General features: G+C 74.1%; 13 protein-coding genes. 8 read left to right on the top strand and 5 right to left on the bottom strand.

All coding sequences use genetic code 11. The annotated features are described in order from the left end of the window. Positions 1-129: 129 nt before the first annotated feature. The 4 genes from ABD671_RS21130 to ABD671_RS21115 all read right to left on the bottom strand — a co-directional run bounded on the left by ABD671_RS21130 (position 130) and on the right by ABD671_RS21115 (position 3,006). Entirely contained in the window at positions 130-1,194 is a 1,065-nt protein-coding gene (locus ABD671_RS21130) for a trans-sulfuration enzyme family protein (RefSeq protein ID WP_344735482.1), read from the bottom strand. Continuing rightward, positions 1,187-2,155 (bottom strand): D-alanine--D-alanine ligase family protein, encoded by a 969-nt coding sequence (locus ABD671_RS21125; RefSeq protein ID WP_344735481.1) that lies wholly within the window; start codon positions 2,153-2,155, stop codon positions 1,187-1,189. The genes ABD671_RS21130 and ABD671_RS21125 overlap by 8 nt, the downstream gene beginning before the upstream one ends. Positions 2,156-2,221: 66 nt before the next feature. Continuing rightward, positions 2,222-2,758, bottom strand: a complete 537-nt coding sequence (locus tag ABD671_RS21120) for a DUF3515 domain-containing protein (protein WP_344735480.1) — start codon at positions 2,756-2,758, stop codon at positions 2,222-2,224. Positions 2,759-2,769: 11 nt separating this feature from the next. Continuing rightward, positions 2,770-3,006 (bottom strand): Lrp/AsnC ligand binding domain-containing protein, encoded by a 237-nt coding sequence (locus ABD671_RS21115; protein ID WP_344735486.1) that lies wholly within the window; start codon positions 3,004-3,006, stop codon positions 2,770-2,772. Between the two features lie 155 nt (positions 3,007-3,161). On the opposite strand from ABD671_RS21115, the gene ABD671_RS21110 reads away from it, so the two are divergent. Continuing rightward, positions 3,162-4,139, top strand: coding sequence for a thiamine-phosphate kinase (locus tag ABD671_RS21110; RefSeq protein ID WP_344735479.1), 978 nt, complete (start codon positions 3,162-3,164; stop codon positions 4,137-4,139). 104 nt (positions 4,140-4,243) lie between these two features. Here ABD671_RS21110 and rpmB read toward each other — a convergent pair whose 3' ends face one another. After that, positions 4,244-4,429 (bottom strand): 50S ribosomal protein L28, encoded by a 186-nt coding sequence (gene rpmB / locus ABD671_RS21105; protein WP_056885645.1) that lies wholly within the window; start codon positions 4,427-4,429, stop codon positions 4,244-4,246. A 262-nt stretch (positions 4,430-4,691) separates the two neighbouring features. On the opposite strand from rpmB, the gene ABD671_RS21100 reads away from it, so the two are divergent. The 7 genes from ABD671_RS21100 to rnc all read left to right on the top strand — a co-directional run bounded on the left by ABD671_RS21100 (position 4,692) and on the right by rnc (position 11,392). Further along, positions 4,692-6,368: a DAK2 domain-containing protein gene (locus ABD671_RS21100; RefSeq protein ID WP_344735478.1), complete on the top strand. Its 1,677-nt coding sequence runs from the start codon at positions 4,692-4,694 to the stop codon at positions 6,366-6,368. Positions 6,369-6,390: 22 nt separating this feature from the next. After that, a complete protein-coding gene (locus ABD671_RS21095) occupies positions 6,391-8,649 on the top strand; it encodes an ATP-dependent DNA helicase RecG (RefSeq protein ID WP_344735477.1) in 2,259 nt (752 codons plus the stop codon). Further along, entirely contained in the window at positions 8,646-9,269 is a 624-nt protein-coding gene (rsmD, locus tag ABD671_RS21090) for a 16S rRNA (guanine(966)-N(2))-methyltransferase RsmD (RefSeq protein ID WP_344735476.1), read from the top strand. The genes ABD671_RS21095 and rsmD overlap by 4 nt, the downstream gene beginning before the upstream one ends. A gap of 10 nt (positions 9,270-9,279) precedes the next feature. Continuing rightward, positions 9,280-9,768 carry a pantetheine-phosphate adenylyltransferase gene (gene coaD / locus ABD671_RS21085; protein ID WP_344735475.1) on the top strand — a complete coding sequence of 163 codons (489 nt, stop codon included), beginning with the start codon at positions 9,280-9,282 and terminating at the stop codon, positions 9,766-9,768. Positions 9,769-9,844: 76 nt separating this feature from the next. Then, complete coding sequence (locus ABD671_RS21080) at positions 9,845-10,399, top strand: YceD family protein (RefSeq protein WP_344735485.1); 555 nt, start codon at positions 9,845-9,847, stop codon at positions 10,397-10,399. Positions 10,400-10,491: 92 nt separating this feature from the next. Then, the gene (gene rpmF / locus ABD671_RS21075) at positions 10,492-10,677 is read left to right on the top strand and encodes a 50S ribosomal protein L32 (protein WP_344735474.1); all 186 of its coding nucleotides are present in this window, start codon (positions 10,492-10,494) and stop codon (positions 10,675-10,677) included. Between the two features lie 16 nt (positions 10,678-10,693). Beyond that, entirely contained in the window at positions 10,694-11,392 is a 699-nt protein-coding gene (rnc, locus tag ABD671_RS21070) for a ribonuclease III (protein ID WP_425574945.1), read from the top strand. The last annotated feature ends 3 nt before the right edge of the window (positions 11,393-11,395 follow it).

Here is an 11,395-nt window from a genome sequence, read left to right as displayed (position 1 = left end):
ACGAGTCTCGTACGAGAACACCTTCGGCACGATCAACGCCCCCATTCGGGTCAGCGTTGCTTCGACCGATGGACTCCGCCCCCCCGACAACATCAGGTTTCCCCGGTCAGCCGGGGAAACCTGCAGCCGTCAGCCCAGCGCCCCCAGCGCCTGCTCCAGATCGGCCCAGAGGTCCTCGACGTCCTCGATGCCGACCGAGAGGCGCACCAGCGCGTCGGGGATGGTGGCGGGCTCGGACTTCCACCGGCGCCGCCGCTCGAAGGTCGACTCGACGCCGCCGAGGCTGGTGGTGAAGACCCACAGCGAGGTCGAGCGGGTCAGCAGGTCGGCCGCCAACGGACCGCCGGCGAGCACGATCGAGACGATGCCGCCGAAGCCGGGGTAGCGCACCTCCGCGATCGCCGGGTGCTCGGCCAGGCGCCGAGCGAGCTCGGTGGCGTTCGCCTGCGCGCGCTCGAGGCGCACGTGCAGCGTGCGCAGCCCGCGGGCGGCCAGATAGGCCTCCAACACGCCGGGGACGGCGCCGAGCAGGTCGCGGCGGCCCTTGAAGACGCTGAAGAGCGCGTCGTCGGCGGTGACGATGGCGCCCATGAGCACGTCGCTGTGGCCGGCGAGGTACTTCGTCACCGAGTGGACGACGACGTCGGCGCCGAGCTCGAGCGGGCGCTGCAGCAGGGGAGTGGCGAAGGTGTTGTCGACGACGACGTGCGCGCCGACCGCGTGGGCCGCGGCGATCGCCGCAGGCAGGTCGATGAGCTCGAGCGCGGGGTTGGTCGGCGACTCCAGCCACACCAGCGCGGTGTCGTCGTCGCAGGCGGCCGCGATCGCGTCGGGGTCGGTGACGTCGACGAGCCGGGTGCGCAGCCGGCCCCGCGCCTCGAGGTCGGCGAGCTGGAGGATCGTGCCGTTGTAGGAGTGCTGGGCCGCCACCACGACGCCGTCGGCGCCGACGAGGTCGAGCACCGTGGCCACGGCGGCCAGGCCGGAGGAGAAGGCCAGCGCCCGCCCGCCCTCCAACGCGCCCAGGCCGTCCTCGAAGGCCTGCCAGGTCGGATTGCCCCAGCGGGCGTACTCGCGATCGCCGCCGCCGACGAAGGTCGAGGCCGGCGTGATCGGCACGTTGAGCGGCTGGTCGGCCTCGTGCGGCGGCCGTCCGGCGTGCACCGCCCGGGTGGCCGGCCGGAGCTCAGCCACGGGAGAGGACGCCGAGCACGAGGTCGCGGGCGACCGCGCCGAGGCTGCTGCCCGAGAGGGTGCAGGCGAACGGCATGACCGAGGTCTCGGTGGTGCCCGGGGTGATCGCCACCTCCAGCACGACGAACGACCCGTCGGCGCTCACGATGAAGTCCGAGCGGGAGACGTCGGAGAGCCCGAGCACCTCGTGGGCCGCGCAGGCCGTGCGGCCGAGCTCGGCCAGGAGGTCGTCGGAGAGCGGCGGCCGGTCGAGGGAGACGAACTCGGCGGTGTAGCGGGCGCTGAAGTCGAACTCGTGGCCCTTCTCGTACTCCACGGCCACCGGCGTCAGCGCGCGCGGGCCGTCGGCGCCCTCCACCACGACCACCGAGACGTCGATGCCGTCGTGGAAGCGCTCGATGAGGGCGTCGTCGCCGTAGGCGTAGCAGCCGACGAGCGCCGAGGGCAGCGCCGAGAGGCCGTCGACGCCGGTGACGCCGAGCGCGGAGCCGCAGCGGGTCGGCTTCACGACCACCCGGGTGCCGAGCCGGGTCATCACGTGCTCCATCAGCGCGGCGGCGCCGACGTCGCGGAAGGTCTGGGCCGACAGGCCGACGCTCTCGGGCACGGGGATGCCCGCGCGGCGCAGCAGCTCGCGCGCCGTCCCCTTGTCGTAGGCGACCCGGCAGGCGCGGCTCGCCGAGCCGACGAACGGGACGCCGATGAGCTCGAGCAGGGTCTGGATCTCGCCGTCCTCACCGAACTGGCCGTGCAGCGCGGGGAAGGCGACGGCGACCTTGTCGCGCTCGAGGGCGTGCATGAGGGCCCGGTCGAAGTCGTAGGCCTGGGCCTCGATGCCCAGCGCACGCAGCTCGCGCACCAGGTTGCGGCCGCTGGCCAGGGAGACGTCGCGCTCGTGGCTGAGGCCGCCGGCGATGACCGCGACCGGTCCGCGCAGATCGGGGATGCTCGGGCTCGTCATGGCCCCAGCGTCCCATACCCGTGCGGTGGGTGACGGGGCGGCCGGACGCCGCGGACGACGCCGGACTCAGCGGCAGCGCTTGACCAGCTTCAGCGCCGGCTTCACGTAGTCGGCGAGATCGGAGAACGCCTCCAGCGACACGTCGCCGCGATAGGACGCGGGCACCAGCAGGCTGATGCGGGGCTCGTAGCCGACGGCGGTCGCGAGCAGGTCGACACCGGAGTCGGCGTACTCCGCGCTGGGGAAGAACCAGCCGACGCCGCGGATCACCTCGCACCCGGCGGTGTCGGTGAAGGTGGGGGGCTGCGGCGCCCCGCAGGTGAGCACCATGCCCTCGGGGCCCCACGCGCGGGCCGGTGCGTCGGACGGCGTCACCGCGCGCTGCTCGAGGCCGGCGAGGGTGTCGGGCAGGGAGTCGAGGAACGTGCGGCACGTCGTGGCGGCCGCGCCGGTGAGCGGTGCGGCGTCGACGCTCACGGGGCCGTCGTCGCCGCTGCACCCGGCCGCACCCAGCCCCAGGAGCAGCAGGAGGGCGCCCGTGGACGCCGCGACGCCCCTGCTCCGTCGGGAGCAGGGGCGTCGGGAACGGATCGATGCACGCACCGGGGCCGAGGTCAGATGTGGACGACCGGGCAGGTGAGCGTGCGGGTGATGCCGTCGAGCGTCTGGACCTTGGCCACGACGAGCTTGCCGAGCTCGTCGACGTTGCGGGCCTCGGCGCGCACGATGACGTCGTAGGGGCCGGTGACGTCCTCGGCGAGGGTCACGCCCTTGACCTGCGCGATCGCGGCGGCCACCTCGGCGGCCTTGCCGACGTCGGTCTGGATCAGGATGTAGGCCTGGACGACCATGGTCATCTCCCTCTACAGCGGAGTCGCTGGTCAGTGGAGCCGATCGGTGGGATCGGCGGGGTCGGTGTGGTGCAGCGATCAACCTAGCGCGCTCCCGACCCGATGCCCTACCGGGCCGTCTCCACGGACGTGGGGCGGGATGGTGGGATGGGCCCATGGACGAGCCCGCCATCGACGACCAGCGCCCCGACCTGCGCACCGCCACGCTCGCCGAGGCCGGGGAGTTCGGTCTCATCGCCGCCCTCACCGACCGCTTCCCGAGCGCGGAGCACGTGCTCGTGGGTCCCGGGGACGACGCCGCGGTGCTGCGGGTGCGCTCGGGGCATGTCGTCGTCTCGACCGATCTCATGGTCGAGGGCCGGCACTTCCGCCGCGAGTGGGCCGAGGCCGGCGACATCGGACGCCGTGCGGCCGCGCAGAACCTCTCCGACATCGCCGCGATGGGCGGGCGGGCGACGTCGTTGACCATCGGGCTGGCCGCGCCCGCCGACCTGCCGGCAGCCTGGGCCCTCGCCTTCGCCGACGGCTTCGCCGAGGAGTGCGCGAAGGTCGGGGCCGTGGTCGTCGGCGGCGACATCACCCGTGCCGAGGAGATCGTCATCGCCGTCACCGTGCTCGGGGCGTGCACGGTCGCCCCGGTCCTGCGCGACGGCGCCCGCCCCGGCGACGTCCTCGCGCTGTGCGGCCGCCAGGGGTGGGCGGCGGGTGGGCTCGCCGTCCTGACCCGGGGGTTCCGGTCGCCGCGGGTGCTGGTGGAGGCCTACCGGCGTCCCGAGCCGCCCTACGCCGCGGGCCCTCAGGCCGCCGAGGCGGGGGCGACCTCGATGATCGACGTCTCCGACGGTCTGCTCTCCGAGGTGGGGCATCTCGCCGCGGCGTCGGGGGTGGCCATCGACGTGCGCACAGACGCGTTGGAGGTCGCCGAGCCGCTGCACGCCGTCGGGGCCGCGTTGGGGGCCGACCCGCTGGGCTTCGTGCTCACCGGCGGCGACGATCATGCGCTGCTGGCGACCTTCGCCGGTGCGGACGCCGTCCCCGAGGGCTGGCGGGTGATCGGCTCGGTCGGCGAGGGGGCCGGGGTCACGGTCGACGGGGCACCGCACGAGGGCCCCACCGGCTGGGTGCACTTCTGAGCCGCTACCGGTGGCGTACGGAGGGGGAGCGGACGAAAACAGAGAGGCCGTCACCCCCTCAGGTGACGGCCTCTCCGGCATGCTCCGTGGAGTGAAGCCCTACGTCAGCGGCTGACCTTGCCGGCCTTCAGGCAACCGGTGCAGACGTTCATCCGCTTCGGGGTGCCGTTGACGGTGGCGCGGACGCGCTGGATGTTGGGGTTGAAGCGACGCTTCGTGATCTTGCGCGACCAGGGCCGGTTGTTGCCGAAGCCCGGCTTCTTGGCGCAGATGTCGCAAACGGCAGCCACCGTGAACTCCTGACAGTCGTGAATGGGTATCGAATCGGGTGCCCGGGCCGGCGAAGGGCCGCTCGTGGAGGTCCACGACGCCGCGGGCAACCGGACAAGGGTATCCGCAGGAGCGGGGGAGGGCGAATCGTCGCGGGCGCAGCGCCGGGGCCGGGTCGGGACGTGCGCCCGGATCGTCGGTGCGAGGCACTAGTCTCGCGCCCGGGCCGACCGGTCGCCGAGCCGGGGTCCGGCACGGCGAGACGCGGCGAGAGGGGGCGAGGTGGAGGTTCCGGCGGACGACGGCGCGGTGCAGCTGCCGGTCGTCATGCGCTTCGTCGACATCGCCACCGACGCGCTCCAGGCGGCGCGGGAGGAGATCGACGCCCTCAACGTCTATCCGGTGCCCGACGGCGACACGGGCACCAACATGTTCCTCACCGTCTCCGCGGCCCGCGACGCCCTGCGCGAGGCGGTGCGGGCCCAGCCCGACGACGCCGAGGAGGCGGCCCGGCTGGCGGCGGCGCTGGCCGCCCTGAGCCGCGGCGCGCTGCTGGGTGCTCGCGGCAACTCCGGCGTCATCCTCAGCGAGATGCTGCGGGCGGTGTGCCGACGCCTGGCCCGGGCGACCCCGGAGGAGCGCAACGCCCACGTGCTCGCCGACGCGTTGCGGGCGGCCACCGAGGCCAGCTACGCCGCCGTCGGCACCCCGGTCGAGGGCACCATGCTCACCGTCGCGCGGGCGGCCTCCGAGGCAGCCGTCGGCGCCGCCGCGGTCGAGGGCTCCCGCGGGCGCGACGTCTTCGTCGCTGCGGCCGCCGCCGCGCGTGAGGCGTTGGCCGCGACCCCCGACCAGCTGGAGACCCTGCGACTGGCCGGGGTCGTCGACGCCGGCGGGCGCGGCTACTCGGTGATCCTCGACGCCGCCGAGACCGTGCTCACCGGACGCCGTCCGGCCCCGGTCAGCGTGCCGCTCGGGCACCGCTCCATCCCGATGCCGCACCTGCCGGCGCCCACCGGCGACCTCACCGCCGACGGCCCCGCCTACGAGGTCATGTACCTCCTCGACGCCGCCGCCGAGCGCATCGGCGCGCTGCGCGAGGCGCTCGCCGCCCTGGGCGACTCCCTCGTCGTGGTCGGCGAGGAGGGGCTGTGGAACGTCCACGTGCACGTCGACGACGTCGGCGCGGCCATCGAGGCCGGCATCGAGGCCGGTCGTCCGCACCGGATCCGGGTCACCCACTTCGCCGAGCAGGTCGAGGCCGCGCAGAGCGCGCCTCCGCCGTCCCGTACCGGACGCCGGGTCGTCGCCGTCGCCGCGGGGCCCGGGCTCCAGGCCATCTTCGAGGAGGCCGGGGCCGTGGTGGTGCGCGGCGGCCCCGGCGTCCGGCCCTCCACGGGGCAGCTCCTCGCGGCCATCGTCGACTGCGGCGCCGAGGAGGTCGTCGTGCTGCCCAACGACGCCGACTCGGTGCGGGTGGCGCAGCTGGCCGCCGGCACCGCGATGCAGGACCACGGGCTGCACGTCGCCGTCATCCCCACCCAGGCGCAGGTGCAGGGCCTGGCGGCCCTCGCCGTCCACGAGCCCGGGCGCGCGTTCGCCGAGGACGTCCTGGAGATGACGGCCACCTCCCGCCACGTGCGGCACGGGGCCGTCACCATCGCCGCCCGCACCGCGATGACGATGGCCGGCCCCTGCGAGGAGGGCGATGCGCTCGGCGTCGTCGCCGGCGACTTCGCCGTCGTCGGGAACGACCTCTACGCCACCGCCACCGTCGTCCTGAGCCGCCTGCTCGGCCCCGGCGGCGAACTGGTCACCATCGTGGCCGGCGGCGGGGAGGCCGACCGCGAGCTCGCCGAGCGCTGTGCCGCCTGGGTCGAGGCCGAGTACCCCGTCGTCGACGTCACCGTCTACGACGGCGGGCAGGAGCGGTACCCGCTGCTGGTGTCGGTGGAGTGAGACGGAGGAGGAGCAGCCGCCGATGATCACCCTGGACTCCCCGGTCGTCACCGTGCTGGGCGAGCAGCGCGGCAAGGCCGCGACCGAGCGCCGTCAGGCGCTGGAGGAGCGGTTGGGCATCCGCACCGTCGGCGACCTGCTGCACCACTTCCCGCGGCGGTACGTGAAGACCGGCGAGCTGAGCGACGTCGAGGCGCTGCGCGAGGGCGACATGCTGACCGTCGTCGGGCAGATCGTCAGCTCGGAGTCCAAGAGCTTCCCCGACCGCCGCACCGGCGGCATCGCCTACCGTCAGGAGGTCGTCATCGCCACCGGCGGCCCCCGGCTGCGCATGACCTTCTTCTCCAAGCGGCCCTTCGTGGCGACCAGCCAGAACGGCCGGTTGCGGGTCGGTCGGCGCGGCATCTTCGTCGGGAAGGCCTCGAGGTTCCGCGACGAGTGGCAGCTGACCAACCCGCAACTCGTGCTGTTCGGCACCGGGTCGGCCGACGAGGACGCCGCCAGCCTGTCGCTCGACGTCATCGGCGACCTCTTCCCGATCTATCCGCTCACCAAGGGCTGGGAGAGCTGGGACCTCTCCCGCGCGATCGCGTTCGCGCTCTCGGTGGTCGACGACGTGCCCGACCTGCTGCCCGACGCCGTCCGCGAGACGCGGGGGCTGCTCGACGTGCGCACCGCCCTCTCCTACGTGCACGCGCCCCGCGACCACGGACAGGTCACCCGTGGGCAGCAGCGCTTCCGCTTCGAGGAGGCCCTGGTCACCCAGCTGGTGCTGGCCCGCCGGCGCCGCGAGCTCGCGGCCCGGGGCGCGCAGTCCCGCGACGGCGGCGACGGCGCGCTGCTGGCGGCCTTCGACGCCCGGCTGCCCTTCGAGCTCACCGATGGCCAGCGCGAGGTGGGCGAGGAGATCGCGGCCGATCTGGCCCGCCCGCACCCGATGAACCGGCTGCTCCAGGGCGAGGTCGGCTCGGGCAAGACGCTGGTGGCGCTGCGCGCGATGCTGCGCGTCGTCGACTCCGGCGGCCAGGCGGCGCTGCTGGCGCCCACCGAGGTGCTCGCCCAGCAGCACCACCGCTCGATCACCGCGATGCTCGGCGACCTCGCCCAAGGCGGGCAGCTCGGCAGCCCGCCCGAGGCCACCACCGTCGAGCTGCTCACCGGCTCGCTCACCAAGAGCCAGCGGCAGGCGCCGCTGCTGCGGTTGGCCAGCGGCGAGGCCGGCATCGTCATCGGCACCCACGCGCTGCTCGAGGACCAGGTGCAGTTCGCCGACCTCGGCCTCGTCGTCGTCGACGAGCAGCACCGCTTCGGCGTCGAGCAGCGCGCGGCGCTCACCGACAAGGCCGGCACCCCGCCGCACGTGCTCGTCATGACCGCGACGCCGATCCCGCGCACGGTCGCCATGACCGTCTTCGGCGACCTGGAGGTCTCCACGCTGCGCGAGCTCCCCGCCGGCCGGGCGCCGATCCAGACGACCGTCGTGCCGTTGGCCGACGCGCCGCACTGGATCGAGCGGGTCTGGCAGCGCGTGCGCGAGGAGGTCGAGAAGGGGCACCAGGTCTACGTCGTGTGCCCGCGCATCACCGGCGACGTCACCGAGGTCGACGACGCCCCCGAAGACCTCCTGGCCCTCGCCGGCGAGGACGCCCCGGCGCCCGGCGCCGGCACCGCGCTGCACGCCGTCGAGGAGGTCGCGGCCGACCTGTCCGCAGGTCCCTTGGCGGGCCTGCGCGTGGCCACGCTGCACGGCCGCCAGCAGCCGGAGGAGAAGGACGCCACCATGCGGGCCTTCGCGGCGGGCGGGATCGACGTCCTCGTGGCCACCACCGTCATCGAGGTCGGCGTCGACGTCGCCAACGCCACCACGATGGTGCTGCTCGACGCCGACCGCTTCGGCGTCAGCCAGCTGCACCAGCTGCGCGGCCGCGTCGGCCGCGGCGGTCTGCCCGGCCTGTGCCTGCTCGTCAGCCGCGCCGAGCACGGCACCCCCGCCCGGGAGCGGTTGGAGGCCGTGGCCGCCACGGGCGACGGGTTCGAGCTCAGCCGCGTCGACCTCGAACTGCGGCGCGAGGGCGACGTGCTCGGGCGCTCGCAGTCGGGCTTCCGCTCCAGCCTCCAGAACCTGCGGGTGCTGCGAGACGAGAAGACCATCGTCGCGGCCCGCGAGGAGGCCGATCGGCTCCTCGACGCCGACCCCGGGCTCGGCTCCGCGCCGCTGCTCGCCGCGGCCGTCGCCGACCTCGAGGCGTCGGTGGCCGCCGAGTTCATGGAGAAGGCGTGACCCGCATCATCGGCGGCGTCGCCGGCGGACGCCGCCTGGCCACCCCCACCGGACGCGACACCCGCCCCACCAGCGACCGGGTGCGCGAGGCGGTGTTCTCGGCCATCGAGTCGTGGTGCGGCTCGCTGAGCGGGCTGCGGGTGCTCGACCTCTACGCGGGTTCGGGGGCGCTGGGGCTCGAGGCCTGGTCGCGCGGGGCCGAGGCGGTCACCCTCGTGGAGTCCGACCGCCGCACCGCCGCGGTCGTCTCGGCGAACGCCCGCGACCTGGGGTGCCGCGTCGCCCACGTGGTGGCCGCCCCGGTCGCCGTCCACCTGGCCCGGGGACCCGGAGGCCCGCCCTACGACCTCGTGCTGAGCGACCCGCCCTACCCGCTGGGCGAGGACGCCGTCGCCGCCGACCTCGCCGCCTTCCTCGACCACGGCTGGCTGGCCGCCGACTCCCTCGTCGTCCTCGAGCGGTCGCGGCGCAGCCCCGAACCGTCCTGGCCCGCCGGGCTCGCCGACGTCCGCGGCCGCAAGTACGGTGAGACCACCGTGTGGTTCGCCCACCATCCCGGCGAGCAGCCCGGTGGGCCCGCCGACGCATCAGCCAGCCCGCCCGAACCGCCCATCCGCTGAGGAGCACCGCGTGCGCCGCGCCGTCTGCCCGGGGTCCTTCGATCCCGTCACCCTGGGACACCTCGACGTCATCTCCCGGGCCGCCCGGATCTTCGACGAGGTCGTCGTCGCCGTCGGGGTCAACGTCTCCAAGAGCCGCCTCTTCAGCCCCGACGAGCGCCTGGAGATGCTGCGCCGCGCCTGCGCCGACCTGCCGAACGTGCGCATCGAGGGCTTCACCGGCCTGCTCACGACCTTCTGCGCCGAGCACGACGTCGCGGCGATCGTGAAGGGGCTGCGCAGCGGCACCGACTACGAGTACGAGCTCCAGATGGCGCAGATGAACGCCCACCTCACCGGCGTCGAGACGGTCTTCGTGCCGACGAGCCCGCAGTGGTCCTTCGTCGCCTCCAGCCTGGTCAAGGAGGTCGCGGCCTTCGGCGGCGACGTCTCGGCCCTGCTGCCGGCCTTCGTGCACGAGCAGCTGATGACCCGCCTGGCCGAGCGCGCGACCCCGTGACCTGCGTTTTGCCCGCCCGTCACGCCGCGGGCTACGATTCCCGACGATCTGTTGTGCCCGGACCGGAAGTGATCCTCTGACCAGCCTGGACCCGAGAGCGCCGCTCGTGCTCGATACTCGCGAGCTCGGCCGCCGCCCGGGGTCCCAGCGGGAAGTGTCGCGGACGGTGCCGGCCCCGGCGGATCTGGGCATCGAAGTCCTCCATGTCCCCGAGGGTGCGCCGGTCGAACTCGACCTGCGTCTCGAGGCGGTCATGGAGGGGGTCCTGGTCACGGGGTCGGCGCGAGCCGGTCTCGAGGGCGAGTGCGTGCGGTGCCTGGAACCGATCTCCGACGACGTCGAGGTCACCTTCCAGGAACTGTTCCTCTATCCCGACCACCGGATCTCCGACGAGGAGGACGACGACGTCAGCACGCTCGAGGACGACCTGCTCGACCTCGAGCCCCTGCTGCGGGACGCGGTGGTGCTCGCACTGCCGTTCCAGCCCGTGTGTGAGGACGACTGTCCCGGCCTGTGCCCCGACTGCGGGGCGCGTCTGGCCGACGACCCCGACCACACCCACGACGCTGCGATCGACCCGCGCTGGGCCGGCCTGGCCGGCCTGGACCTCGGCTCCGCGCCGGGGGAGTAGGACCGGCTGCGGCCGGAGAGCAGATCCCGAAGCAGCCCCAGAGCAGTGCAGTACAGCGCCGGCAGCCGCCGGCCCAGGCAGAGGAGAGAACAGTGGCAGTCCCGAAGCGGAAGATGTCGCGCAGCAACACCCGTCACCGCCGTTCGGCGTGGAAGGCCGCCGTGCCGTCCCTCGTGACCTGCGCGAACCCCGCGTGCGGCGCCAAGCACCTGCCGCACCGCGCGTGCGGCGAGTGCGGTCAGTACGGCGCCCGCGCCGACCGTCGTCAGGTCCTCTGACCGCCCGTCCGTCGCCCTGACCGACTACGCCGAGCTGCGTGCAGCGCTCGGGGATCCGATCCTGGACCCCGAGCTGCTGCTGCGTGCGCTCACGCACCGCTCCTACGCCTACGAGAACGGCGGACTGCCGACCAACGAGCGGCTGGAGTTCCTCGGCGACTCCGTGCTCGGCGTCGTCGTCACCGAGACGCTCTACCGCGTCCACCCCGACCTCTCCGAGGGTCGGCTCGCGAAGCTGCGCGCAGCCGTGGTCAACGCCCGCGCGCTCGCCGAGGTCGCTCGCGAGATCGGGCTCGGCGAGCACATCCTGCTCGGCCGCGGTGAGGAGACCACCGGGGGCCGGGAGAAGGCCTCGATCCTCTCCGACACCGTCGAGGCCGTGATCGGCGCGATCCACCTGAGCGGGGGCTTCGAGGTCTCCGCCGAGGTCGTGCACCGTCTCTTCGACCCGCTCATCGAGGCCGCCTCGGCCATGGGCGCCGGCCTGGACTGGAAGACCTCCCTGCAGGAGCTCGCCGCCGAGCACGCCCTCGGCGTCCCCGAGTACGTCATCGCCGACACCGGACCCGACCACGCGAAGGTCTTCACCGCGCAGGTGCGGGTGGCCGGCCAGCTCTACGGCAACGGGGTCGGGCGGTCGAAGAAGGAGGCCGAGCAGGCCGCCGCCGAGACCGCCTACGGCGACATCGCCGCCGCCGTCACAGCCGAGGCCTGACCG

Origin of the sequence: Nocardioides fonticola (genome assembly GCF_039536805.1) — a bacterium.
Classification (GTDB): Bacteria; Actinomycetota; Actinomycetes; order Propionibacteriales; family Nocardioidaceae; genus Nocardioides; species Nocardioides fonticola.
This window is presented reverse-complemented; position numbering and strand designations above follow the sequence as displayed.